Origin of the sequence: Pseudorhodoferax sp., assembly GCF_047601025.1 — a bacterium.
GTDB lineage: Bacteria > Pseudomonadota > Gammaproteobacteria > Burkholderiales > Burkholderiaceae_C > Pseudorhodoferax.
Genome location: NZ_JASGJZ010000001.1, coordinates 378,483 through 402,139 on the forward strand (window position 1 = coordinate 378,483; position 23,657 = coordinate 402,139).

Sequence of the window (23,657 nt, forward strand, 5' to 3'; positions counted from 1 at the left end):
GCGGAAACAAGCGCGCATTGTTTTGAATGCAAATGAGTATGAAAACGGCTGCGCCGATTCGATAGGAGGTTTCAGATGATGCTCAAGCAACTCGCGGTAGGCGACCGCGCCAGGGTGTCCGGCTTTTCCGAGGCGGGCAGCCCCTACCGTCGCAAGCTGCTGTCGCTGGGCCTGACACCCGGCGCGGAACTGGTGGTGATGCGGGTCGCGCCCATGGGCGATCCGGTCGAGATCCGGGTGCGCGGTTTTGCGCTGACCTTGCGCAAGGACGAGGCGGACGCACTGAGTGTGGAGAGGTTGTGATGAAAAACGAACACGTCCTTGCCCTGGTGGGCAATCCGAACTGCGGCAAGACCACGCTGTTCAACGCACTGACCGGCTCACGCCAGCGGGTCGGCAACTGGCCCGGCGTGACGGTCGAGAAGAAAAGCGGCGAATATCGCCAGGGCGGCCTGCGCTTCGAGGTGGTCGATCTGCCCGGCACGTACTCGCTGGACGTCGTCGACCGGGAAGTGTCGCTCGACGAGAGCGTGGCGCGTGACTACGTCCATAGCGGCGAGGCGGACCTGGTCGTCAACATCGTCGACGCCTCCAATCTCGAACGCAATCTGTACCTGACCACTCAGCTCGCCGAAATGCGGGTGCCGATGCTGGTGGTGCTCAACATGATCGACGTGGCCCGAGACAAGGGGCTGCGCATCGACACCGACGCATTGTCACGCCGCCTGGGCTGCCCGGTGGTGCCGGTGGTCGCTTCCGATGGTGAAGGCGTGGATGCGCTGAAGGCGGCGATCAACACAGCGGTGGTGGCGCGCCAGCCGGCGAGCGCCGTCGTGGCCTATCAGCCCGCACTGGAACAAGCGATCGACACGCTGGTGCCGAAGCTCGAAGCCGCGGCACAGGCCGCGGGCACTTCGCCGCGCTGGCTGGCGGTGCGCCTGCTCGAAGGCGACGAACTGGCGTGCAGGGCGGCCGGCAGCGAACTGGCCGCCGAAGCCGCACGACTGGGCGGCGAATTGGGCGAGGACCTGGACATCATGGTGGCGGACGCGCGCTACGGCCTCGCCAACCGCATTGCCGGCGAGGCCTTGACGGTCAGCGGCCGGGTCGACCGCGACATCACCGACCGCATCGACCGCATCGTGCTGAACCGCGTGCTGGGCGTGCCGATCTTCCTGCTGATGATGTACCTGATGTTTCTGTTCACCATCAACATCGGCGGCGCTTTCATCGACTTCTTCGACCAGTTCACCGGCGCATTCCTGGTCGACGGCCTGTCCGAGCTGCTGACCCGCCTGGGCGTGCCGCAATGGCTGACAGTGCTGCTGGCGCAGGGCATCGGCGGCGGCATCCAGGTCGTCGCGACCTTCATCCCGATCATCGGCTTCCTGTTCCTGTTCCTGTCGGTGCTGGAGGATTCCGGATACATGGCGCGCGCAGCGTTTGTCATGGACCGTTTCATGCGTTGGGTCGGGCTGCCGGGCAAGTCCTTCGTGCCGCTGATCGTCGGCTTCGGCTGCACCGTGCCGGCGATCATGGCGACACGCACGCTTGAAAACCGTCGCGACCGGCTGATGACGATCGCGATGGCGCCCTTCATGTCCTGCGGCGCCCGCCTGCCGGTGTATGTGCTGTTCGCCGCCGCCTTCTTCCCGCAAGGGGCGCAGAACGTGGTGTTCGGGCTGTACATCATCGGCATCGCCGTGGCGGTACTGACGGGCCTGGCACTGCGCCATACGCTGATGAAGGGCGAGCCGACGCCCTTCATCATGGAACTGCCGCCTTATCACCTGCCGACCGTCCGTGGCGTGCTGATCCACGCCTGGGAACGTCTGCTGGGTTTCGTCGTCCGCGCCGGGCGGGTGATCGTGCCGATGGTGCTGGTGCTGAACGTCCTCAATTCGGTCGGCACCGATGGCAGCTACGGCAACGAGGACAGCGATGCGTCGGTACTGGCCGCGGTCGGGCGCGGCATTGCACCGGCGTTCGCGCCGATGGGGCTGACCGCGGAGAACTGGCCGGCGACGGTTGGCATCTTCACGGGCGTGCTGGCCAAGGAGGCGGTCGTGGGAACGCTGGATGCGGCCTACACGGCGCTCGCCGCCAAGGATGCCGGAGAAAAGGTGGACGGGGATGACAAGCCGTTCGACCTGGGCGCCAGCATCGCCGCGGCTTTCGCCACGATTCCCGAGAACCTTGCCAAGGCGCTCGGCGCCTGGGCCGATCCGATGGGACTCAACGTGGGCGACCTCAGCGACGAAGAGCGGGCGGCCCAGGAGCAGGAAGTATCCGCCAGCACTTTCGGCGCCATGGCTGCCCGCTTCGATGGCGCTGCGGGCGCGTTCGCCTACCTGCTGTTCATCCTGCTGTATTGCCCCTGCACGGCGGCGATCGCGGCGGTGTACCAGGAGTCTGGCGCGCGCTGGACGGTGTTCGTCGCGGCCTGGACGACCGGACTGGGCTATGGCCTGGCGACCATCTACTACCAGGCGGCGACCTGGGCGCGGCACCCGGGCGCGTCGATGATCTGGATCGGCGGCATCCTCATTGGCTTTGCAGCCGTTTTGTGGTCGCTGCGGCGCTATGGCGCGCGCGGAGACAGCGGCCTGCCGCTTCCGCAACAGACCTAAGGAGGACGACATGATTCTGTCCCGTCTCAGTACCTATCTGCGCGAACGGCGCCGGGCCAGCGTGGCCGATATGGCGCTCGCGCTGGAAAGCACGCCCGAGGCGCTCGGGCCCATGCTCGACACGCTCCAGCGCAAGGGGCGTGTGCGCAGGATCGAAGGCAAATCGGGCTGTGGCTCGACCTGCTGCAAATGCGACCCGGCGACGATGGCGGTGTATGAATGGGCCGCCGTGGAGACGTCGGGCGCCGGTTGAGAAGTGCATCGCGGCGGTGGTCGCGCCTGCTGCGCCAGCGCTGGTCGTGGTCGGCCTGCACCGCGAGAAACTCGCCTTTGGCCGCGAGGTGGCAATAGGACTGGCGCGGGACAAGGCCTCGGTGCTGAAAATCCCCCGACGGGCTGCCTGTGCGCCGGCCGACTGGCGGCAGGCCGGACTGCAGCGGCTGGCTTCGGCCCGGCGCCGTGTCAGCGCAGCAGGTGGCGGCGATGCACGCCGAGGTGCACGCCGAGGCAGGCGACGAACACGACGCCAGTGGCCGCGTGCCAGCGTTTGTTGCCGGCAGCGGCCAGCGCCAGCGAGGTGGCGAGGCTGCCCATCATGCCGATCTTGGCGCAGCGGTTCACCTGCATCCGTAATGAGCGCGCGCCGGCGGGGCGCTGGGGCGCTGCCAGCGCCATGTCGATCAGCGCATCGACTTCGTTCTCGAGCCGGACGGGGTCGATTCTGTCCGGCGCATAATGCAGCACGATGCTGCCAGCCACGGCATTCGGCTCGATGATGGCCACGCCTTCCACACGCCGCAATTCGGCTTCGACCAGGGCCAGCCGGGCGCGGCTGCGCAGCGTCTTGTCACGGATGCGAATACGGCCTGGCAGCGAGGACACGACGCGGCTCATCGGCAGCTTCCGTGTTCATCGGGTGTTCCGCCGGTGCGATTGCCTGCCTGCGAACAGGACTTGCGGGATTGCGTGCGCATGGACAAGGGGCCGGGCAAGCCCGTCGGGAATCAGTGAATCAATGACTATAACCACTCGATGGGCCAGGCTTCGGCGTCGGTCTTGTTGTTCCGCACGCACTCGGCCAAGGACGGCGGGAACCCACGAAAACAGGCGCGGGCCCGCACGACTGGATGCACGGGCATGCCAGTGCCCGCCATGCAGACAGTCCGCGACGTCAGCGAGCGTTGTCCCCGTATCCGCGGGGACTCAAAGACTCACTCGTGACCGGCAGACGGATTCGAGTGAAATTCAACCATGCCCGGAGACGGCGGGATCGATCTGCGGGCCTTCATCCATGTGGCGCCGTGTCATGCGCGAAGGCAGCTGTACCCGCGCTGCCGTGCATCACCGTCCGCGCACTCAGCCCCGCGCTGGGCACATTGCTGCATGACCTGCAATGACCGGTTCGACCGGATTGCGGAAGTTCCCGTACGGTTCTCTCAATGACTGGCGGATGGGCAAGTCGGTCTCCATGCCTTTTCCGCCGTGCGAGTCCTTGCCCGCAATCATCTGGAGGCGGCATGAACCACTCCAGCGAGCCTTCCCCGCTGGCCGTGGCAATCGCCATCGCCATTGACCGCTCGGCGGCCGCCCTGGATCGCATGCGGTCCGGCCACCGAATGCGGCGACGACATGGAATCGTTCAACCAGGGAGCGATGCGATGCGCGCGACCAGGAAGCCGCGGCGGGGTCCGGCGCCTCCAGCCGATCCCCCACATGCCATCAGAGACTCGGGACAGCCTTCATGAACGGCCGCGCTGGCCCAGGGCCGCCTGCGTGATGGCCGTCAGGGTGCCGCGGGTGGTGATGACCTCCGGGTCCAGCACGGCCTCGATCAGCGTGCCCTCGCGGCGCTCCAGCGCGGCCAGCAGCTGCGCTTCGAACTCCTCGGTCCGCGTGATGCGCACGCCGGCGTAGCCATAGGCCTCGGCGAGCTTCACGAAGTCCGGGTTCGCCAGCGCCGTGCCGCTGACGTTCAGCGGGTACTCGCGCTCCTGGTGCATGCGGATCGTGCCGAACATGCCGTTGTTCAGCAGCAGGACGATGCTCTTGGCGCCGTACTGCATGGCCGTGGCCAGTTCCTGCCCGTTCATCATGAAGTCACCGTCGCCGGCGATCGTGAAGGCCGTGCGGCCCGTCGCGATCGCCGCGGCGATGCCGGCCGGCACGCCGTAGCCCATGGCGCCGTTGGTCGGCGCCAGCTGGGTCTTGTGCCCCTTGGCCAGGCCATGGTGGCGAAAGAAGCGGTGCATCCAGCTCGCGAAGTTGCCGGCGCCGTTGGTCACCACCGCGTCGGCCGGCAGGTGCTTCTGCAGCAGGCCGACGATGGCCGGCATGTCGATGTCGCCGGGCAGGGCCTGGGGCTGCAGGTTCTCCAGGTAGTCGGCATGGCAGGCCTGCGTCCAGCCTTCCCAGGCCAGCGTGGTCGGCGCCGCCAAGACCTCCAGCGAGCGCGCGGCGGCATTCATCGTCGCGTTGATCGCCAGGTCGGCCTGGTAGACGCGGTTCAGCTCCTCGGCGCTGGCGTGGATGTGCACCAGCTTCTGCCGGCTGCGCGGCGCCTCGAGCAGCGTGTAGCCGCCGGTCGTCATCTCGCCCAGGCGCGGGCCGATGGCCAGCAGCAGGTCGCTGTCCTTCACGCGCTGCGCCAGCCGGGGGTTGATGCCGATGCCGACGTCGCCGGCGTACTGCGGGTGCCAGTTGTCGAAGGTATCCTGGAAGCGGAAGGCGTTGCCGACCGGCAGCTTCCAGTTCTCGGCGAAGCGCTGCAGCGCCTGGGCGGCCTGCGGCGTCCAGCCGCTGCCGCCGGCGATCACCAGCGGCCGCTCGGCCGCCAGCAGCATCTCGCGCAGCGTGCGCAGCGCGCCGGGGTCGCTCCAGGCCGTCACGGCCTCCACGCGCGGCAGCGGCACGGCGTCGACCTGCTGCACCAGCATGTCCTCCGGCAGCGCCAGCACCACCGGGCCGGGCCGGCCGTTCATCGCGGTGGCGAAGGCGCGCGCCACGTATTCCGGAATGCGCCGCGCGTCGTCGATGCGCTCCACCCGCTTGGCGAAGCCCTTGGTGCTGGGGCCGAAGAAGCTCTGGTAGTCCACCTCCTGGAACACCTCGCGGTCGCGCGAGTCGCTGGCCACGTCGCCGACGAACAGCACCATCGGCGTGGAATCCTGGAACGCGGTGTGCACGCCGATCGAGGCGTTCGTGGCGCCCGGGCCGCGCGTGACGAAGCACACGCCGGGCCGGCCGGTCAGCTTGCCGTGGGCCTCGGCCATGAAGGCCGCGCCGCCTTCGTGGCGGTTGATCACGAACCGGATGCGGTCCCGGTAGGCGTGGAAGCCGTCCAGCGCCGCCAGGTAGCTCTCGCCCGGCACGCCGAACACGTGGTCGACGCCCTGCTCGACCAGACATTGCACCAGCAGATGGCCTGCGATCTGTTTGCTCATGGAACTCCTAGGGATGCCGTGTTGCGCAACGGCGCGGATTGTGACGCGGCCGCGGCCTCCGTCCAACCGAACCCGCGTAGCGATGCGGCCGGCGGCGGCCACCGTGTCACGCCGCTGCAATGTACGCCGGGCAGCATCCGTGGGGCGCCCTGCCCTCCCTGCCGGGGCCCTTTCTTTTCCTTCGCACACGCCATCCACAACATGCTTCCCAGACTTGCCGTCTCCGCCGCCATGGCCCTTGGCCTGGCCAGTCCCGCCTTCGCGCTGAACATCGTGCTGTCCAACGACGACGGCCTGACCAGCAACCTCAAGGCCTTGTACGACGCCCTCAAGGGCGCGGGCCACGACGTGGTGGTCTCGGTGCCCTGCACCGGCCAGAGCGGCCGAGGCGCCGGCATCGTGATGTACAGCACGGCGACGATCGAGGCCACCAGCGACCCGCAGGTCACCGCCAAGGGCGGCTGCCACAACGGCGCGGCGCCCGCCGGCGCACCGGCCGTCGGTCCCTTCACCAAGGCGGGCTACACCAACGGCGACTTCTTCTACGTGCACGGCACGCCGGTCATGGCGACGCTGTACGGCCTGGACGTGGCGGCCAAGAACCGCTGGGGCAAGGCGCCGGACGTGGTGCTGTCCGGCCCCAACGAGGGGCAGAACCTGGGCGCCATCATCAATTCCTCCGGCACCGTCAGCAACGTGCAGGCCGCGGGCGCGCGCGACATTCCGGCGATCGCGCTCAGCGCCGACGGCGACACCACCGACAACACCGGCCTGGCGAACCCGAAGTCGGCGATCGTGGCCCAGCTGACGGTCAAGCTGCTGGACGCGCTCAAGGCCAAGGCCGGCACCGGCCCGCTGCTGCCCGCGGGCGTGGCGCTGAACGTCAACTTCCCCAAGGAGATCGCGGCCGGCACGCCCTTCGCCTTCTCGCGCATCGGCACCTTCAACGCCTACGGCCTGACGTTCAACAACGCGGTGCCCTACGGCCTCGGCATCGCGATGAACACCGGCGCGCCGACCGCCGCGCAGCGCGAGGACGAGTCCGTCGTCTACCGCAGCAAGGTGGCGGTGTCGGCCATGCAGCTGGGCTTCGAGCACCGGCCGGCCGGCCAGGAATGGCTGCGCCTGCGCCTGCGCGACCTGTTCGCCGAATGAGGGCCGACGACGTGAAGCGCTCGATCCTGGCCGCGGCGGCCTGCGCTGCCGCGGCATCGATGACCGCCTGCGGCGGCGGCGACGACTCCCGGCCGGCGGTGACCGTGGGCGACCTGCCCGCCGGCGTCCACATGGTCAGCACCGGCAACGCGGACCAGCCCACGGTAGGCCGCTACTACGCCAGCGCCGACGGCAAGCGGCTGCTGGTGCTGGAGGACGACCACGACGCCGCCAGCCTGCTGCTGCGCCGCCCCGGCGGCGGCAGCCCCTGGGTGGCGGTGCCGGAGCCGCAGGCCGATCTCGACGTGCAGTTCCTGCGCAGCCAGGCCGTGGCTGCGGCCACGCCCGCGCTGCCGGCGCTGGCCGGCCGCTACGTGGTCCGCCTGTCCGACGGATCGGCCGCGGACTTCCGGATCGGCACGGACGGGCGCCTGACGGCGGGAACGCTGTCGCGCTGCCAGCTCAGCGGCACGCTGGCGGCGGGCGCGCTGCCCGGCACCCTGTCCGCCACGCTGGCGGCCAGGGACTGCCCGGGCCTGCCCGCCAGCGCCACCGGCGTGCTGGTGCAGGACCCGTCGGACGCGCCGGCCGCCCTGCGGCTGCTGGCCGACGACGGCAGCCGGCTGGTCGACCTGCGCGGCTACGGCGAGCCCGGGGCCTGACATCCCGCCCCAGGGGGCCGGCACGCCCGGCCCGCGCCGCCGCGTGGTGTAGAACCGCCGGCATGACAGAACAGACAGCAGCCGCCCACCACGCCGCGAACCGCCGCGGCATCCTGATGATGGTGGGCGCCATGGCCGGCTTCGTGGCCAACGACACCCTGGTCAAGTACGTCAGCGCCAGCCTGCCGTCGGCCCAGCTGATCTTCCTGCGCGGCGCCATGGCCTCGCTGCTGGTGCTGGGCCTGGCGCTGGCGCTGGGGGCCGGCCGGCAACTGGGCCGCGTGCTGCAGCCGCGCGTGGCGCTGCGCGCCGCCGCGGACGCCTGCGGCACCGTGCTGTACCTGTTCTCGCTGTTCCACCTGCCGCTGGCCAATGCCATCGCGATCAACCTGGCGGCGCCGCTGTTCATGGTGCTGTTCGCGGTCTGGCTGCTGCACGAGCGGCCGGGCCCGGCGCGCTGGCTGGCCGTCGCGCTGGGTTTCGCCGGCGTGCTGTGCGTGGTGCAGCCGCGCGGCGACAGCTTCAATGCCTGGGCGCTCCTGTGCCTGCTGGGCACGCTGTTCCAGGCCATGCGCGACCTGCTGACGCGGCGTATCGATCCGGCCATCCCGTCCATCGTGGTCACGCTGTCCACCGCGCTGGCGGTCACGCTGCTGGCCGGCGCGCTGTCGCTGGCGCAGGGCTGGCAGCCGGTCGGCGCGGCCCAGCTCGGCTGGCTGGCCGGCGCCTCGGTGTTCCTGGTGACGGGCTATTTCCTGATCATCCAGTGCATGCGCCAGGGCGAGGTGTCGCTGACGGCGCCGTTCCGCTACTCGGCGCTGCTGTTCGCCGTGGCACTGGGTTTCCTGGTCTGGGGCGACGTGCCCAACGCCTGGGCCTGGGCCGGCATCGCGCTGCTGCTCGGCTCGGGCCTGTTCGTGGTGCACCACGAGCGCAGCCGGCAGGCCCGCGCGCAACTGCTGAACGCGCAGCCGGAATGAACGTCGCCCCTTGAAAACATCCGTTGACCATCCATATGGATGGCATCGAGATGTTTTCCATGAGTACGACCACCTCCACCCCCCGCACCGGCGAGTCCGAGAAACTCACCATCAACCTCGGCTACGTCGACCTCGGGCAGATCGACCTGCTGGTCGCCGAGGGCTTCTACGCCAACCGCAGCGACTTCATCCGCACGGCGATCCGCAGCCACCTGGCCACGCACGCCGAGGCGCTGCGCCAGGTCGTGGCACGCAAGATGCTGGTCCTCGGCCTGCAGCATTTCACGGCCGCCGACCTCGAACGCGTGCGCGCCGCGGGCGAGAAACTGCAGGTCCGCGTGCTCGGCCTGGCCAGCATCGCGTCCGACGTGACGGCCGAACTGGCGGCCGACACCATCGAATCCCTCACCGTGCTGGGCGCGCTGCATGCGAGCCCGGCCGTCCGCGCCGCACTCGCCGGGCGCATCCACTGAGAGCCACCATGAAGCACTTCTTCCCCGACCTGCTGGAACAGGCCACCCGCCTCACCCGGGCGGGCGACCTGCAGGCCGCCACCGCGCTGATCCAGCGCGCACTGGGCGGCCATGCGCCGGCGCCGCAGACGGCGCCGGCCGACGACGGGCTGGTCATCGACGCCGAGACGCGCGTGGTCGACGATGATCCGGCCACCCTAGCCAGCCCGGCCGCCTCATCTGCCCCAGCCGACCCTGCCGCCGCGGGCGAGCAGTGGCTGCACGGCCAGCACGCCCACGGCGGCCGCCAGATCCGCTACCGGCTCTACGTGCCCCCGGCGCCGGCCGGTGCCGCCGCCGCTGCCAAGCGCCCGCTGGTGCTGATGCTGCACGGCTGCACGCAGGACCCGGACGATTTCGCCGCCGGCACGCGCATGGACGCGCTGGCGCGCGAGGCCGGCGTGCTGGTGCTGTACCCGGAGCAGCCGCACCGCGCGAACGCCCACGGCTGCTGGAACTGGTTCAAGCCCCAGCACCAGCAGCGCGAGCGCGGCGAGCCGGCGCTGCTGGCGAGCCTGGTGCGCACGGTCGCGGCCGCGCACGGGGCGGACCCGGCGCGCCTCTACGTGGCCGGCCTGTCCGCCGGCGGCGCCATGGCCGACATCCTGGGCCGCGCCTACCCGGACCTGTTCGCCGCCGTCGGCGTGCATTCGGGCGTGCCGGCCGGCGCCGCGGCCGACCTGCCCGCCGCGCTGGCCGCGATGCGCGACGGCGGCCATGCCGGCCCGCAGGCCGGCGCCGCCGTCCGGCCGCTCATCGTGTTCCACGGCGATGCCGACGCCACGGTGCACCCGGCCAACGGCGCCGCGCTGGCCGAGGCCGCGCGCCAGGGCCAGCCGCAGGCCGGCCCCGCCGAGACGCGCCGCGGCCAGACGCCGGACGGCCGGCGCTTCACGCAGACCGTGTTCCGCGCGCCCGGCGGCGCGAGCCTGGTCGAGTACTGGCAGCTGCACGGCCTGGGCCACGCCTGGTCCGGCGGCAGCGCGGCCGGCAGCCATGCCGCCCCCGGCGGCGTGGACGCCAGCGCCGAGATGCTCCGCTTCTTCCTGTCGCACCGGCAGCCGTCGTCGGCGTGACAGCCGGCGCGCCCGCGCGCCCCTAGAATCGCGCCCGCCCCGCACGGCCACCGCCGCGCGGGGCGAAGCGTTCTCAGGGCGGGGTGCAATTCCCCACCGGCGGTGATGGCGGGCTTGCCCGCACGAGCCCGCGAGCGCCTCGCGCCCCGCGCGCGAGGGTCAGCAGATCCCGGTGCGATCCCGGAGCCGACGGTCACAGTCCGGATGCAAGAGAGCGCGAACGTCCGGGCCGCGTCTGCGGCCCTGCGCTCGTGCGCCCTGATTCAGGCCAACCTTGCTCCAAGGAAACACCGTGAGTCAGCTCAACGACCTTCCCCTCCCCACGCACGCCGGCGGCGACCGCCGACGCATCGCCTTCGTCGAGGCGCAGTGGCATTCCGACATCGTCCACCAGGCGCGCGAGGCCTTCCTCGCCGAGATGGAGCGCCTGGGCGTGCCGCGCACGCAGATCGACGTGCTCGACGTGCCCGGCGCCTTCGAGATCCCGCTGCACGCCAAGCGGCTGGCGCTGTCCGGCCGCTACGCCGCCGTCGTCTGCTGCGCGCTGGTCGTCGATGGCGGCATCTACCGCCACGAATTCGTCGCCGACGCCGTGGTCAGCCGGCTGATGGACCTGCAGCTGCAGACCCTGGTGCCGATGATCTCGGCGGTGCTGACGCCGCACCACTTCCACGAGCACGTGGAGCACCGCAAGTACTTCCAGCAGCACTTCGCCGTGAAGGGCACCGAGGCCGCGCAGGCCTGCGTGCAGACGATCGCCGGACTGCAGCGGCTGGAGACGTTGCTGGCGGCTTGATCCCTACGGGCCCACCCCCTGCGGGACCCCACCCTCCGGGTGGGGTCCCGCAGGGGGCGGTCCCTCCGGGCTGGCGCCCTCGCCTGGCTGGCTTGCACGGTCGAGGCGGGCGGTGCTGATTCGATGGACTTCACGGCAGAGCTTGCGCCCTCGCCCGGCTGGCTTGCACGGTCGAGGCGGGCGGTGCTGATTCGACGGCCTTCACGGCAGAGCTTGCGCCCTCGCCCGGCTGGCCTACGCGGCTGACAGGCGGGCGTGGCTCAGGCGTGCGCGGGGGCTGCGGGCGTGCGCCGCACGCGGCCGACGTTGAACGCGCTGGCGATCAGCACGGCCTGGACCAGGGCCAGGCCGACGAAGATCGCGCGGTACTGCTGCCGGTCCATCAGCGTGCCGAACACCAGCGGCGCGATGGCCTGGCCGATGTCCAGGCCCGAATACACCACGCCGTAGACACGGCCGCTGGCGTTCGGCGGCGTGGCGCGCTTGACGATCATGTCGCGCGACGGACCGGCCAGGCCGGCGCCCAGGCCCATCAGGCCGAACAGCACCGGCACCAGCGCGCCCGGCACGTCCAGCAAGCCGAGGCACAGCGCCACGCAGGCCGCGAAGCCGATGCCGATGGCCACCACCTTCTCGCAGCGCGTCGGGTCGGCCACCAGGAAGCCGCCGCCCACCATGGCCGCGGCGCTGCAGACCATGTAGACCGTCAGGCACAGCGCGGCCTGAGCCACCGGCACCGCGTGCAGTTCGCGCGCGGCGCCGGGCGCGAAGGCCTGCACGGCGCCCAGCGCCATGGCATAGAAGAAGAAGAAACCGAAGCACATCCAGACGGCCGGGATGCGCAGGAAGCCGAAGCTGCTGTCCGCCGCCGCGCCGGGCTTGGCCGCCGGCGCGGCCGGCAGCGCCAGCTTGTCGCCGTGCACCAGCAGCAGCACCAGCACGGCCGTGGCGAACACGCCCGCGCAGACCAGCGCCGTGCGCCAGGACACCGCGATCGTCACCGGCACCAGCAGGGCCGGCGCCAGCGCCCAGCCCAGGCTGCCGGTGATGCCGTGCACGCTGTAGCCGTGGCCCAGCCGCGCCGGGCTGATCTTGCGGTTCAGCAGCGTGTAGTCCACCGGATGGAACACCCCGTTGCCCAGGCCGGCCACGACGGACCACAGCGCCAGCATCCAGTACTGCGTGCTGGTCGCGTAGCCGAAGGCCGCCAGCGCCAGCAGCGCCAGTCCGCCGAACAGCACCGGCCGCGGCCCGAAGCGGTCCACCACGAAGCCCGAGGCCGCCTGCACCGCGCAGGAGACCACGAAGAAGATCGTCATCAGGAAGCCCAGCTCCGCGTAGCCGACGCCGAAGGCATCCTTCAGCCAGGGGAACAGCGGCGCCAGCAGCAGCTGGCTGAAGTGGCTGACCAGGTGGGCGATGCCCACCAGGCCGATGACCTGCGCGTCCTGCCTCAGGCCCGCCTTGCCCGCCGGCAGGGAGGCCGCTGATGTGGTGCTCATGGGGCGCGATGCTACGGCTTCCGAATCGCGACGAAACGACAGACTTCGTCGAATACCGGACAATCCGGCCCATGCCCGGCCGCACCACCCGTCTCGTGCCCCTCGGCGACACGCACACCTTCACGCCGGACGCCGCGCGCCCGGTGCGTGTGCGCGCGCGCAGCATGCCGGCGGACACGCACTTCGAGCCGCACCGCCATCCGTGGGCACAGCTGGCCTACTGCGCCACCGGCACCGTGCGCGTGCGCGTGCTGGCCGGCGAGCAGGGCCCGGGCGAGACGACCTACATCCTGCCGCCCTCGCGCGCGGTCTGGATCGCACCGGGCGAGATGCACTGCATCGACGTGCTGGAGGCAGCCGAATTCCGCACCCTGTACCTGCACGCGGACGTGACGCCGCCCGGCTGGCGCGGCAGCCGCATGATCGTGGTCTCGCCGCTGCTGCGCGAGCTGGTGCAGGCGCTGGACCTGGCGCCGCGCCCCGAGCGCGAGGCGCTGCTGATCCGGCTGGTGCTCGACGAGATCGCCCATGCCGACCCGCAGAAGCTGGCCGTGCCGATGCCGCATGCGCAGCACGGCGACAAGCGGCTGCGCGCGGTCTGCGAGGCCGTGCTGCGCCAGCCTTCCGCGCGCACCACGCTGGCCGGCTGGGCCGCCGACGTGGGCGCCAGCGAGCGCACCATCGCCCGGCTGTTCCGCGACCAGCTGGGCACCAGCTACCAGCAGTGGCGCCAGCAGGCCGCGCTGGCGCACGCGCTGCCGCTGCTGGCGCGGGGCGCCTCGGTCGCACAGGCGGCCGCGGCCACGGGCTACGCCAGCGAGAGCGCGTTCTCGGCCATGTTCAAGGCCGCCATGGGCCAGCCGCCGAGCAGCGTGCAGGGACGCTGACCACACCGGCCACGGCCGGTCGCGCGGCGCGCCAGCCGGCCTGCGGCGCTCAGGCCGCCAGCGCCACCCCGCCCGACAGCCGCTGCGCCACCGCGTCGCGCACCGCCGCCGGCGCCTCGCGCAGCAGTGCCGGCCATTCGGCCTGCGCCTGGCGCACCAGCTGGCGGGCGACGCGCAGCAGGTTGGGCACGCGCAGCAGCCGCGCGGCCTTCAGCAGGGCCTCCAGCTGGTCCCAGCCGAAGGCGCGCAGCCGCGCGTCGATGGCGCGGTTCACGGCGTATTCGCCCGGCGCCACGTCGGCGAACAGCGCGCTGACGCAGACCGGGTCGTACAGCGGCGCCAGCACCGGGGTGCGTGCGTCGGGGTACAGCAGCGCCCAGTTCTTCAGGTGCGCGTCGGTGTTGCCCAGCAGGACGAAGGCGACGAAGCGCGCCACGAACTCGCGCACGTCCGGCGCCGGGCGGGCCGAGTAGCGGTCCAGCACCTGCAGCATGGTGGCGTAGTCGCGCACCATGTCGCGGCCGTACTTGTGCTGCGGCGGGTACTGCAGCGCCTGGGCGAACTCCTCCATGTGGATGCGCAGGCCGTCCGGCCCGCGGTCGAAGCGCGGCACCGCGAGGATCTGGTCGAACGGCACCTGCTCGGGCAGTTCGGCGTCCGCGCGCGAGATCACGTACGCCTGCGCGCAGGCCAGGCCCAGCGCCCCGCACAGGCGGTAGCCGGCCATCTCGTTGGCGACCAGCTCGGGGTGGCGCGCGGTCGGCAGCTTCAGGATGAAGGCGCCGGCCTGGCCGCGGCGGCGCACCACGTAGCGCCGGCCGTCCTGCACGGCCGAGAACTTGGTGACCACGCCGGGCAGCGCCGCGGCGTCTTCCACCGGCGCCTCGACGAAGCCGGGCTCCAGCACGTCCAGGCCCAGCGCGGTGTGCCAGTGGCGCACCACGTCGGGGATGCCCTCGCGCGCGGGCACCGGCTCGACCTCGATGGCGCCCATCAGGTCGTGGCCGGCCGCGGCCAGCAGCTCGAACTCGTCGTCGGGGCTGCAGCCGCGCTCGCGCGCCAGCCGCTCGCGGTTGTGGCCCTCGGACAGCAGGTTGGCGAAGTACGGTGGCCAGCGCCCGCCCAGGCTGACCAGCCGCGCGTCGTGCGCGGCCGAGAGGATCTGGCGCGTGGCCGGCTCGCTCTCGCCGCGCAGGGCCAGCGACAGCAGGGGCCGCGCCGGATCGGCGATGTAGTCGGCGTCGAACGAGGCGCGCAGGATGTCGCCGTACTGCGACAGGTAGCCGATCGCGCGCCGGCTGCGGTCCGGCAGGTGCAGGTGCATCCGCAGGTAGCGGATCGTGGTGGCCGCCGGCATGCCTTCGCCCATACGGGCGGCGGCGCGGGCACCTTGGGGCAGCCCGGCGGGACTCACCGGCCGCGCCCGATCGCGTCGACCACCGAAGGCGGCGCGCCGGCCCCGGGCGGCTGGGCCAGCAGCCGGCCGCCGGCGCGCACGAAGGCCTCCAGCTCGGGCCGCAGCGCCGCCGGCACGGCCAGCAGTTCCAGGCCCAGCACGCGCGCCATCTCCAGCAGCGTGGACAGGCGCGGGTCGATCTCGCCGGCCTCGGTGCGCTGCACCGTCATGCGCGACAGGCCGGCGGCGTCGGCCAGCGCGGCCTGCGTCATGCCGCGGGCCTTGCGGGCGTCGGCCAGCAGCGTGGTGATGCTCATTTAAATGATCTTTCAATGCATGAAGATCATCAAGAGTAGCACAACCACCGCCCATACGGCAGGTCGCGCTTTCGCGGCACAGGCCCAGCCGTCCTTGTCCTACAGGTGAACGGCGCCATGCGGGGTACACCTCGTCTCGCTCTCTGCCTGCCCCCAACCACACCATGAACCCGACGCGCTGGACCCGCGGAAACGACCTGCAACTGCTGGAGAACGGCGAGGAATTCTTTCCGCGCGTGTTCGAGGCCATCGCCGGCGCCCGCGAGGAGGTGGTGCTGGAGACCTTCATCCTGTTCGAGGACAAGGTCGGCCTGGACCTGCATGCGGCGCTGCTGGCGGCGGCGCGGCGCGGCGTGCAGGTGGACGTGACGATCGACGGCTTCGGCTCGCCCGACCTGTCCGAGCGCTTCGTCGGCACGCTGTGCGAGGCCGGCGTGCGCGTGCACGTGTTCGACCCCGGCCTGCGCCTGTTCGGCTGGCGTACCAACATGCTGCGCCGCATGCACCGCAAGATCGTCGTGGTCGACGCGCAGCTGGCCTTCGTCGGCGGCATCAACTACTCGGCCGACCACCTGATGGACTACGGCCCGCAGGCCAAGCAGGACTATGCGGTGCAGATCCGCGGCCCCCTGGTCGGCGACATCCACCGCTTCGTGCACGCCATGCTGGCCGAAGGCACGCGGCGCCAGCAGGGCGTGCGCCGCTGGTTCCGCCACCGGCCACTGCTGCGCAAGCGCGCCAGGGCGCTGCCGCCGGCCGGCGACGCGCAGGCCATGCTGGTCACGCGCGACAACGTGCGCCACCCGAACGACATCGAGCGCTACTACCGCCTGGCGATCCGCGCCGCGCGCGAGCGGGTCACGATCGCCAACGCCTACTTCTTCCCCGGCTACCGGCTGATCCGCGAGCTGCGGCGCGCCGCCGGGCGCGGCGTGCAGGTGCGGCTGATCCTGCAGGGCGAGCCCGACATGCCGATCGTGACCATGGCCGCGCGCATGCTGTACCACCACCTGGTGCACGCGGGCGTGGAGGTCTACGAATACTGCGAGCGCCCGCTGCACGGCAAGGTAGCGCTGGTGGACGACCAGTGGGCCACCGTGGGGTCGAGCAACCTGGACCCGCTGAGCCTGGCGCTGAACCTGGAGGCCAACGTGCTGATCCACGACCGCGCCTTCAACCGGACGCTGCGCGCGCGGCTGGACCACCTGGTGGATACCGCCTGCCGGCCGATCGACCGCGACACCATCGGCGAACCCACACGCTGGCAGCTGCTGCGCAGCTTCGTGGTGTTCCACGTGCTGCGCCGCTATCCCAGTTGGCTGGGCAGCCTGCCGCGCCACCAGCCGCAGCTGGAGCCGGCCGGCCCGCCGCAGGTCAGGGAAGCCGCGCCATGAGCGCCACCAGCCTGCGCCGCCCCGCGGCCCTGCCGCGCCAGGCGCATCCGGTGCGCCAGGGCATCGCCGCCCGCGCGTGGTGGCCCTGGGCCCGCCGGGCGCTGTGGGGCGCGTTCTTCGTGGCGGTCGGCATCCTGCTGGTGAACCAGGCGCGCACCATCCACTGGGACGAGGTCGCGCAGACGCTGCGCAGCCTGCCGCCGTCGGTGCTGCTGCTGGCGGGGGCACTGGCCTTCGCCAGCCACCTGCTGTATGCCACCTTCGACCTGATCGGCCGCCACGCCACCGGCCACCGGCTGCCGGTGCCCACGGTGATGGGCATCACCTTCGTCAGCTACGCGTTCAACCTGAACTTCGGCGCGCTGGTCGGCAGCGTGGCCTCGCGCTACCGGCTGTACGGCCGCCTCGGGCTGGACCACCTGCAGATCGCGCGCATCCTGGGGCTGAGCCTGGCGACCAACTGGCTGGGCTACCTGCTGCTGGGCGGCCTGGCCTTCGCGCTGTTCCCGCCGGCGCTGCCGGCGGACTGGCACATCGCCCCCGGCGTGCTGCGCATCGCCGGCGCGCTGCTGGCCGCCGCGGCGCTGGGCTACCTGGCGCTGTGCGCCGTCGCCGGCGCCGCGCACCGCAGCCTGCGCCTGCGCGGCCATACGTTCAGGCTGCCCTCGGGCCGCATGGCGGCGCTGCAGCTGGCGCTGTCGTGCGCCAACTGGGCGCTGATCGCGGCCGCCATCCACGTGCTGCTGCGCCAGCAGGTGGACTACCCGACGGTGCTCGCGGTGCTGCTGCTGGCGGCCGTGGCCGGCGTCGTCACGCACGTGCCGGCCGGCCTGGGCGTGCTGGAGGCGGTGTTCGTGGCGCTGCTGGGCACGCAACTTGCGCCGGCCACGCTGATCGGCACGCTGCTGGCCTACCGCGCGCTGTACTACCTCGCACCGCTGGCGCTGGCCGTGGTGCTGTTCCTGTTCCTGGAGCTGCGCCACCGGCAGCGCCCCCGCGACGCATGACGATTCCCGACGACCTCCCCCTCGCCCCGCTGCTGGACGCCGACCGCTCGGCGCTGTTCCTGGACTTCGACGGCACGCTGGTCGAGCTCGCGCCCGAGCCCGACGCCATCGTGATCCCCGACACGCTGGTGCCGCTGCTCGCCGCGCTGCGCACGCGCCTGGGCGGCGCGCTGGCGGTGGTCTCGGGCCGCGCGGTCGGCGCCATCGACACCTTCCTGCACCCGCTGGACCTGCCGGTGGCCGGCGTGCACGGCAGCGAGCGGCGCGCGGCCGACGGCAGCCTGGTGCTGCTGCCCGCGCCCTCGCTGGACGCCGTGGAACGCGCCGCCGCCGACCTGCTGCGCCGCCACCCCGCGCTGGCGCTGGAGCCCAAGCGCGGCGCGCTGGCGCTGCACTACCGGCAGGCGCCGCAGCTCGAGGCGCTGTGCGGCGAAGTCATGCAGGCCGCGGTGGCCGCCTCGCCCGGCGTCAGCCTGCTGCACGGCAAGATGGTGTTCGAGGCCAAGTCCGCGCTGGCCGACAAGGGCATGGCGATCGGCGCCTTCCTGGGCGAGCCGCCGTTCGCCGGGCGCACGCCGGTGTTCCTGGGCGACGACACCACCGACGAGCCCGGCTTCGCCGCCGCACAGCAGCACGGCGGCACCGGCATCAAGGTCGGCCCGGGCACCACGCAGGCGCGCCACCGCATCGCCCATCCCGCGGCCGTGCGCGCCGCGCTGCAGGCCTGGGTGGAGGGCCCCGCCCCGCGCTGACCCCCGCCCCTGCCGCCCATCCATCCCCCATTGCCCACCCCAGAAAAGGAATACCGCGTGGCCCGTCTCGTCTGCGTCTCCAACCGCGTCGCCGATCCCCGCAAGACCGAAGCCGGTGGCCTGGCCGTGGCGCTGTCCGGCGCGCTGCAGGCAGGCGGCGGCCTGTGGTTCGGCTGGAGCGGCAAGGTCCTCGACATCGAAGGCCCCACGCCGGAGGACACCCACGTCCATCTGCACCAGGCCGGCAACGTCACGCTGGCCACGCTGGACCTCTCGCAGTGGGACCACGACGCCTACTACCTCGGCTACTCCAACGCCGTGCTGTGGCCGGTGTTCCACTACCGGCTCGACCTGGCCGACTTCGACGCCGGCTACATCGAGGGCTACCGCCGCGTGAACCAGCTGTTCGCGCGCAAGCTGCTGCCGCTGCTGCGCGAGGACGACGTGATCTGGGTGCACGACTACCACCTGATCCCGCTGGCCGGCGAGTTGCGCGCGCTGGGCAGCCGGCACAGGATCGGCTTCTTCCTGCACATCCCGCTGCCGCCGCCGCAGATCTTCGCGGCCATCCCGGCGCACGAATGGCTGGCGCGCTCGCTGTTCGCCTACGACCTGGTGGGGTTCCAGAGCGAGGCCGACCTGCAGCACTTCAACCACTACGCCGCCATCGAGGCCCACGCCGAGGACCGCGACGGCGACGGCCGGCGCTGGCGCGCCTTCGGCCGCACGCTGCGCACCGCCGCGTTCCCGATCGGCATCGACGTGGAGGAATTCGACGCCCTGGCCACCGCCCACGACGCCACCGAGATGTACCGCCGCATGCGCGAGGAATACTCGCGCCGCCAGTTGCTGGTCGGCGTGGACCGGCTGGACTATTCCAAGGGCCTGCCGCACCGGCTGCGCGCCTTCCGCGAGCTGCTGCGCCGGCACCCGGACAACATCCGCCGCGCCACGCTGATCCAGATCGCCGCGCCCAGCCGCGAGAGCGTGGACGCCTACGGCGACATCCTGCGCGAGCTCGAAAGCCTGGCCGGCTCGATGAACGGCGACTTCGGCGAACTGGACTGGATGCCGGTGCGCTACATGCACCGCACGATGGCGCGCCGCCGCCTGCCCGGCCTGTACCGCGCCGCGCGCGTGGCGCTGGTCACGCCGCTGCGCGACGGCATGAACCTGGTGGCCAAGGAGTTCGTCGCCGCGCAGGACCCGGAAGATCCCGGCGTGCTGGTGCTCTCGCGCTTCGCCGGCGCGGTCGAGCAGATGCGCGCCGACGCCGTGCTCGTCAACCCCTACGACAGCACCGCCATGGCCGACGCGATCCAGTTCGCGCTGCAGATGCCGCTGGCCGAGCGCCGCCGCCGCCACGAACGCCTGATGGACGGCATCCGCCGCTTCGACGTGCACTGGTGGTGCCGCAGCTTCCTCGACGAGCTGGCCGCGGCCGACGCCGAGGAGTCGGGGCCCGACTGGCTGCGGCTATAGCGCCGGCCCGTGCTGCGCCGCGGTCCTCAGGGTGGCGCAGTGCTGGCGTTCCTGCCCGGCGATGGCCGGCAGCTTCTGCAAGACGGCCGGATCGAAGCTGCTCAGCACGACCGAGCGGTACAGCTGCGCGATCAACCGGACCAGGCTGTCGCCATCCACGTCGTTGTGGCCGTCGATGATGCTGGCGTCGCGCACTATCACGTTCCAGACCGGGCTGTACGGCGAGTGGTACTCCGGCAGGTCGCCGTTGCCGACCAGCACTTCGTGCGCATCGAGGTTGTAGTCCGGCAAGTAGTAGGGCAGATGGCTCAGCACGGCGCCGCCCGCGAACAGGGCGCCCCAGCCGGCCACGCCGCGCCCCTCGCTGCCCTGGCCATCCGGCTGCAGCACGCGCGCCAGGTTCTCGTCCACCAGCGCGGCGGCCATGCAGGCCTCGAACAGGTCCTGCGGCGGGACGGAGCTGGCGGTGCTCCGCGCGGCGGCGTCCGCGCAGAACAGCTGGTCCTCGGCCGACGGCGTCGCGCCGGAAGCGCAGCGGCGGCGGATCTCGTCCGCCAGCGCGGCATGCGCCGCGGCGGCCTCCTGGTCCGCCTTGCGCATCTCGTCGAAACGCGCCTGCGCCTGGCTGCTGCGCGCTGGCTCCCCCCGTGACGTCCCGGCCGGCTGCGCCCCGGGCGCATGCCCCGCCGCCTGCTGCTGCAGGAACTTGTCCCAGCCGACCACCACATGGGTGGTGTAGCGCGGGTCGTGGCCCATCGTGCGCAGGCTGCTGCGGCTCTCTTCCTGGGCAACGTAGTCACGCATCTCGGCGCTGAGCTGCGGGCTGTAGGGACGGTTGTTCTCGAACACCGTGTTCAGCGCCCGCACGGCGTAGAACGCCTGCCGCGTGGCCAGGTCGTGCTCGGAGGTCAACACCACCATCACCGGCTTCTGGTTCCGGCAGAAGGCGCCGGTCCGCGGGTTCCGGATCTGGCCGCGGCGCATCACGGCCTCGTGCAGCGGCTCGTAGCGCGCGCCTTCCACGGCCGGGTTCAGCAGCACGATCAGGTCGGCATAGCCGCGCACCAGCGCGCGGCCGCCCTGGCGGGCGCTGGGACCGGGGCGGCAGCCCTCTTCGTCCGGATCGACGAAGCGGCCGCTCGCCACGTTCTCCACCAGTTGCTGGGCCACCGCGTTGTGCACGATCAGCGCGCCGAACGAATGGCCGACGATCAGGTGGCGAACGGCCAGGCACTGGTAGACCGTGCCCAGCACGGACTCGGACACGCCGAGCGAGTTGGGAGCGGCGTTGTCCTTTCCCTTCCCGGTCGCCGGCCCCGGCTTCGCTGCGGCGGGCCGCGCCGATGCCCGGCCCGCGCCGCCGGCCGCTGGCGCCCCGGCCTCGGCCGCGGAACCGCAAGCCGCGCCTTCCTCGTCGTTGCGCAGCTCCTGGTAGGCCCGCACCGTGCCGAACAGCTCGCGCACCGAACCCACCGCCACGTTCTGCGCGGTGTTCTTGCGGTCCCAGACGGACAGCAGCTCCCACGGGGCCAGCAACGTACGCAGCAGTGCGCTGTCCGCGGCGTCGGTGGCGGTGGTGGACAGGCCGCGCCAGCCCACGTAGATGCCGACCACCTGGCGCGGGCAGCGCGCCGGGTTGTACTGGGGCCGGGCCTGCTCGCCGGCGTAGGTGTAGCGCAACACCTGGCGCGCCAGCTGGACGTTGCCGTCGTCGTGGCGCGCGTTGTGGCGCCAGCCGTGCACGAAGGTCACGATGCTCAGGCCGCCGCCACCGTCGCTGCAGTCCTCCGCGGGCTTGCCCGACCGCGCCACCGCGCGGCCGCGCTGGCGCATGTGCTGCAGGTAGCGCTCCAGCCGCGTCATCTGCGCCCGGTCGTAGAAGCGGCCCTGTTCGTCGAACTCGACGAAGAACAGCTTGTACTGGTCGGTGCTCTCGATCGCGTAGGCGTAGCAATCCAGCCGCTCGGTGCGGCGCTGCGCGCGCAGTTCGACACGCCGCAGGCTGCCGTCCGCGGCGGGGTCGTAGCGCGCGCACTCGGCCTCGTCCGGCGCCAGCGGGGCCTCTTGCACGATCGTGCGGTACGGCGCGACCGAGGTGCAGCCGGCGCACAGCAGCGCCAGCAGGCCCGCGATGCCCAGGGCGCGCAGTACGCCGCGCACACGCGACCACCCGTGGTGTTGGTTGTTGCCCGGGGTCATGGTTGCACTCCTTCCGCGGCCTGCCGGCGCAGGAACGCCAGCATCCCGGCCGCCATGTCGTCGAACAGGGGGTTGAACGTCAGCCGGCGCAGCAGCGGGCCGGCCGACGCAGCGGGCGGTACCGGCAGTTCGCCGTACACCACGGCGCGGTCCGGCGGCCGCCCTTCGCAGGCTGGGGGCAGGGGGCGCCGCGCCGGGCGGGCGCCCAGGCAGGCACACCATGCGTCGCCCGGCGGCAGCCCATCGTCGTCATAGGCCAGGCAGTCCACGTAGTCGCCCCCGCGGCCGTAGTGCGGGTTGCCGGGGCGCACCGGCAGCGCCGGGTGGGCGATGTCCCGCACGTCCGGCGCCGCGGCGGCGTCCACCACCCGCGCCCGCGGGTCGGCGGCCGCGCGGCGCACCAGCGGGTCGGAATGGGCGGCGGCGCCAGGCGCCGCCAGCCAGAGCCGGCTGCCGTCCACGGACCGGGCGAGGAAGCGCTCGACGGTGACGCGCGAATTCACCGTGTGGTCGTCCAGGCTCAAGGCGATGAACACCGGCAGCGGGAACGGGCCCTCTTCCCTGTCCAGCACCTGCGCCAGCCGCGCGACCTGCGCGCCGCCGTTGAGCGCGAACGACTCGTACTTGGCGAAGTCGCCGTCGTCGTGCTCGCCGAGCCAGGACTTCAGGCCGCTGGCGGCGAGCAGGCGCAGGACCAGGGGCTTCTGCGCCCGGCGGTCGAGCGGCTGCAGCGCGGGCGATACCAGCACCAGGCTGGCCAGCGCCGGCGCACCGGGCTGCGGGTGCTGCCGGTACGCCGCCAACATGCCGAGCGCCCCGCCCGTCGAGAAGCCGACCAGGTGCACCCGGTCGGCCTTGCCCGCGAAGCTGCGCACGCCCCACTCGGTGGCCGCCAGCCAGGTTTCGTAGCGCACCCGCAGCAGGTCGCCCGGCACGGTGCCGTGCCCGGGCAGCAGCAGGCTGCGCGCCATCGTGCAACGCCCTGGCGCCAGGGGCGCGCGGGCCAGGGCATCGCCCAGGTCGCGCATCAGGAAGGCCGAATCCGTGAGGCCGTGCACCAGCAGCAGCGCATCGGTGTTCTCCGCCGTGCAGTCCGTGCCGGCCCCTGCGGCTCGCGGCCACTCGTGCGGCCCGACCAGCGCGGCCATGGCCTCGCGGTCGGCCGGCGTGCGCTGCGCCGCCACCACGGTGTTGCGGGCCGCGATGCGCCGGCGCGCTTCCTCCGCGTAGGCCGCGAAGGTCCGAGGGCGGCCCTGCGCGTCGAGCCACATCGGCGTCGCCGCGTCTTCGCTCGGCACCAGCCGCGCGGGCGGCGCCGCGCAGCCGGCCAGCGCCAGGGCCGCCAGCGCCGCGGCCAGCCGCGCCCGTCCGGCGATCGCGCCGGTCCATCCCCCGTGTCGTCCGTGCATGTGGCTACCCTCCTGCGGGCAGCATAGGCCCGGCGAGGCGCGTCGCACATCATCCAAACGG

21 protein-coding genes and 1 riboswitch are annotated in these 23,657 nt (G+C 72.1%); of the genes, 14 read left to right on the plus strand and 7 right to left on the minus strand.

Annotation, left to right across the window (positions count from 1 at the left end; genetic code table 11):
• Positions 1-75: 75 nt before the first annotated feature.
• The 3 genes from QM782_RS01830 to QM782_RS01840 are packed head-to-tail and all read left to right on the plus strand — an operon-like array spanning position 76 to position 2,883.
• Entirely contained in the window at positions 76-303 is a 228-nt protein-coding gene (locus QM782_RS01830; RefSeq protein ID WP_415201236.1) for a FeoA family protein, read from the plus strand.
• Positions 303-2,630, plus strand: coding sequence for a Fe(2+) transporter permease subunit FeoB (gene feoB, locus QM782_RS01835; protein WP_415201237.1), 2,328 nt, complete (start codon positions 303-305; stop codon positions 2,628-2,630). The genes QM782_RS01830 and feoB overlap by 1 nt, the downstream gene beginning before the upstream one ends.
• Positions 2,631-2,640: 10 nt before the next feature.
• Positions 2,641-2,883 (plus strand): FeoC-like transcriptional regulator, encoded by a 243-nt coding sequence (locus QM782_RS01840; RefSeq protein ID WP_415201238.1) that lies wholly within the window; start codon positions 2,641-2,643, stop codon positions 2,881-2,883.
• Positions 2,884-3,092: 209 nt separating this feature from the next.
• Here QM782_RS01840 and QM782_RS01845 read toward each other — a convergent pair whose 3' ends face one another.
• Both QM782_RS01845 and QM782_RS01850 read right to left on the minus strand, forming a co-directional pair.
• The gene (locus tag QM782_RS01845) at positions 3,093-3,524 is read right to left on the minus strand and encodes an HMA2 domain-containing protein (RefSeq protein WP_415201239.1); all 432 of its coding nucleotides are present in this window, start codon (positions 3,522-3,524) and stop codon (positions 3,093-3,095) included.
• Between the two features lie 845 nt (positions 3,525-4,369).
• Positions 4,370-6,070, minus strand: coding sequence for a thiamine pyrophosphate-binding protein (locus tag QM782_RS01850; RefSeq protein WP_415201240.1), 1,701 nt, complete (start codon positions 6,068-6,070; stop codon positions 4,370-4,372).
• Between the two features lie 201 nt (positions 6,071-6,271).
• Here QM782_RS01850 and QM782_RS01855 point away from each other — a divergent pair, with 201 nt between their 5' ends.
• From QM782_RS01855 to QM782_RS01880, 6 genes are all read left to right on the plus strand, one after another.
• Positions 6,272-7,225, plus strand: coding sequence for a 5'/3'-nucleotidase SurE (locus QM782_RS01855; protein ID WP_415201241.1), 954 nt, complete (start codon positions 6,272-6,274; stop codon positions 7,223-7,225).
• A complete protein-coding gene (locus QM782_RS01860; RefSeq protein ID WP_415201242.1) occupies positions 7,222-7,887 on the plus strand; it encodes a hypothetical protein in 666 nt (221 codons plus the stop codon). The genes QM782_RS01855 and QM782_RS01860 overlap by 4 nt, the downstream gene beginning before the upstream one ends.
• A gap of 62 nt (positions 7,888-7,949) precedes the next feature.
• Positions 7,950-8,867 carry a DMT family transporter gene (locus QM782_RS01865; protein WP_415201243.1) on the plus strand — a complete coding sequence of 306 codons (918 nt, stop codon included), beginning with the start codon at positions 7,950-7,952 and terminating at the stop codon, positions 8,865-8,867.
• Positions 8,868-8,926: 59 nt separating this feature from the next.
• Positions 8,927-9,340 (plus strand): CopG family transcriptional regulator, encoded by a 414-nt coding sequence (locus tag QM782_RS01870; protein ID WP_415201244.1) that lies wholly within the window; start codon positions 8,927-8,929, stop codon positions 9,338-9,340.
• A gap of 8 nt (positions 9,341-9,348) precedes the next feature.
• On the plus strand, positions 9,349-10,455 hold the full coding sequence (locus QM782_RS01875) for an alpha/beta hydrolase family esterase (protein ID WP_415201245.1): 1,107 nt from the start codon (positions 9,349-9,351) through the stop codon (positions 10,453-10,455).
• Between the two features lie 65 nt (positions 10,456-10,520).
• Positions 10,521-10,675, plus strand: a riboswitch (FMN riboswitch).
• A gap of 72 nt (positions 10,676-10,747) precedes the next feature.
• Positions 10,748-11,251 carry a 6,7-dimethyl-8-ribityllumazine synthase gene (locus QM782_RS01880; RefSeq protein ID WP_415201246.1) on the plus strand — a complete coding sequence of 168 codons (504 nt, stop codon included), beginning with the start codon at positions 10,748-10,750 and terminating at the stop codon, positions 11,249-11,251.
• 260 nt (positions 11,252-11,511) lie between these two features.
• Here QM782_RS01880 and QM782_RS01885 read toward each other — a convergent pair whose 3' ends face one another.
• A complete protein-coding gene (locus tag QM782_RS01885; RefSeq protein WP_415201247.1) occupies positions 11,512-12,753 on the minus strand; it encodes an MFS transporter in 1,242 nt (413 codons plus the stop codon).
• Between the two features lie 71 nt (positions 12,754-12,824).
• Between QM782_RS01885 and QM782_RS01890 the strand changes: the two genes are divergently transcribed.
• On the plus strand, positions 12,825-13,640 hold the full coding sequence (locus tag QM782_RS01890) for an AraC family transcriptional regulator (protein ID WP_415201248.1): 816 nt from the start codon (positions 12,825-12,827) through the stop codon (positions 13,638-13,640).
• Positions 13,641-13,689: 49 nt separating this feature from the next.
• Here QM782_RS01890 and QM782_RS01895 read toward each other — a convergent pair whose 3' ends face one another.
• Both QM782_RS01895 and QM782_RS01900 read right to left on the minus strand, forming a co-directional pair.
• The gene (locus QM782_RS01895; protein WP_415201249.1) at positions 13,690-14,997 is read right to left on the minus strand and encodes a type II toxin-antitoxin system HipA family toxin; all 1,308 of its coding nucleotides are present in this window, start codon (positions 14,995-14,997) and stop codon (positions 13,690-13,692) included.
• A 53-nt stretch (positions 14,998-15,050) separates the two neighbouring features.
• Complete coding sequence (locus QM782_RS01900) at positions 15,051-15,353, minus strand: helix-turn-helix transcriptional regulator (RefSeq protein WP_415201250.1); 303 nt, start codon at positions 15,351-15,353, stop codon at positions 15,051-15,053.
• A 164-nt stretch (positions 15,354-15,517) separates the two neighbouring features.
• Between QM782_RS01900 and clsB the strand changes: the two genes are divergently transcribed.
• The 4 genes from clsB to QM782_RS01920 are packed head-to-tail and all read left to right on the plus strand — an operon-like array spanning position 15,518 to position 19,988.
• On the plus strand, positions 15,518-16,747 hold the full coding sequence (gene clsB, locus QM782_RS01905) for a cardiolipin synthase ClsB (protein ID WP_415201251.1): 1,230 nt from the start codon (positions 15,518-15,520) through the stop codon (positions 16,745-16,747).
• On the plus strand, positions 16,744-17,754 hold the full coding sequence (locus tag QM782_RS01910) for a lysylphosphatidylglycerol synthase domain-containing protein (RefSeq protein ID WP_415201252.1): 1,011 nt from the start codon (positions 16,744-16,746) through the stop codon (positions 17,752-17,754). Before clsB ends, QM782_RS01910 begins: the two co-directional genes overlap by 4 nt.
• A complete protein-coding gene (gene otsB / locus QM782_RS01915) occupies positions 17,751-18,506 on the plus strand; it encodes a trehalose-phosphatase (RefSeq protein ID WP_415201253.1) in 756 nt (251 codons plus the stop codon). The genes QM782_RS01910 and otsB overlap by 4 nt, the downstream gene beginning before the upstream one ends.
• Before the next feature lie 57 nt (positions 18,507-18,563).
• Positions 18,564-19,988 (plus strand): alpha,alpha-trehalose-phosphate synthase (UDP-forming), encoded by a 1,425-nt coding sequence (locus QM782_RS01920; protein WP_415201254.1) that lies wholly within the window; start codon positions 18,564-18,566, stop codon positions 19,986-19,988.
• Here the strand turns inward: QM782_RS01920 and QM782_RS01925 are convergent.
• Together QM782_RS01925 and QM782_RS01930 are read right to left on the minus strand one after the other, a co-directional pair.
• On the minus strand, positions 19,983-22,187 hold the full coding sequence (locus tag QM782_RS01925; protein WP_415201255.1) for a hypothetical protein: 2,205 nt from the start codon (positions 22,185-22,187) through the stop codon (positions 19,983-19,985). The genes QM782_RS01920 and QM782_RS01925 overlap by 6 nt on opposite strands.
• A complete protein-coding gene (locus QM782_RS01930; protein ID WP_415201256.1) occupies positions 22,184-23,596 on the minus strand; it encodes an alpha/beta hydrolase in 1,413 nt (470 codons plus the stop codon). The genes QM782_RS01925 and QM782_RS01930 overlap by 4 nt, the downstream gene beginning before the upstream one ends.
• Positions 23,597-23,657 lie beyond the last annotated feature (61 nt).

Coding starts and splice junctions, on each gene's coding strand:
- QM782_RS01830 (WP_415201236.1), top strand. CDS start 76: ATGATGCTCAAGCAACTCGCGGTAGGCGACCGCGCCAGGGTGTCCGGC.
- feoB (WP_415201237.1), top strand. CDS start 303: ATGAAAAACGAACACGTCCTTGCCCTGGTGGGCAATCCGAACTGCGGC.
- QM782_RS01840 (WP_415201238.1), top strand. CDS start 2,641: ATGATTCTGTCCCGTCTCAGTACCTATCTGCGCGAACGGCGCCGGGCC.
- QM782_RS01845 (WP_415201239.1), bottom strand. CDS start 3,524: ATGAGCCGCGTCGTGTCCTCGCTGCCAGGCCGTATTCGCATCCGTGAC.
- QM782_RS01850 (WP_415201240.1), bottom strand. CDS start 6,070: ATGAGCAAACAGATCGCAGGCCATCTGCTGGTGCAATGTCTGGTCGAG.
- QM782_RS01855 (WP_415201241.1), top strand. CDS start 6,272: ATGCTTCCCAGACTTGCCGTCTCCGCCGCCATGGCCCTTGGCCTGGCC.
- QM782_RS01860 (WP_415201242.1), top strand. CDS start 7,222: ATGAGGGCCGACGACGTGAAGCGCTCGATCCTGGCCGCGGCGGCCTGC.
- QM782_RS01865 (WP_415201243.1), top strand. CDS start 7,950: ATGACAGAACAGACAGCAGCCGCCCACCACGCCGCGAACCGCCGCGGC.
- QM782_RS01870 (WP_415201244.1), top strand. CDS start 8,927: ATGAGTACGACCACCTCCACCCCCCGCACCGGCGAGTCCGAGAAACTC.
- QM782_RS01875 (WP_415201245.1), top strand. CDS start 9,349: ATGAAGCACTTCTTCCCCGACCTGCTGGAACAGGCCACCCGCCTCACC.
- QM782_RS01885 (WP_415201247.1), bottom strand. CDS start 12,753: ATGAGCACCACATCAGCGGCCTCCCTGCCGGCGGGCAAGGCGGGCCTG.
- QM782_RS01890 (WP_415201248.1), top strand. CDS start 12,825: ATGCCCGGCCGCACCACCCGTCTCGTGCCCCTCGGCGACACGCACACC.
- QM782_RS01895 (WP_415201249.1), bottom strand. CDS start 14,997: ATGCCGGCGGCCACCACGATCCGCTACCTGCGGATGCACCTGCACCTG.
- QM782_RS01900 (WP_415201250.1), bottom strand. CDS start 15,353: ATGAGCATCACCACGCTGCTGGCCGACGCCCGCAAGGCCCGCGGCATG.
- clsB (WP_415201251.1), top strand. CDS start 15,518: ATGAACCCGACGCGCTGGACCCGCGGAAACGACCTGCAACTGCTGGAG.
- QM782_RS01910 (WP_415201252.1), top strand. CDS start 16,744: ATGAGCGCCACCAGCCTGCGCCGCCCCGCGGCCCTGCCGCGCCAGGCG.
- otsB (WP_415201253.1), top strand. CDS start 17,751: ATGACGATTCCCGACGACCTCCCCCTCGCCCCGCTGCTGGACGCCGAC.
- QM782_RS01925 (WP_415201255.1), bottom strand. CDS start 22,187: ATGACCCCGGGCAACAACCAACACCACGGGTGGTCGCGTGTGCGCGGC.
- QM782_RS01930 (WP_415201256.1), bottom strand. CDS start 23,596: ATGCACGGACGACACGGGGGATGGACCGGCGCGATCGCCGGACGGGCG.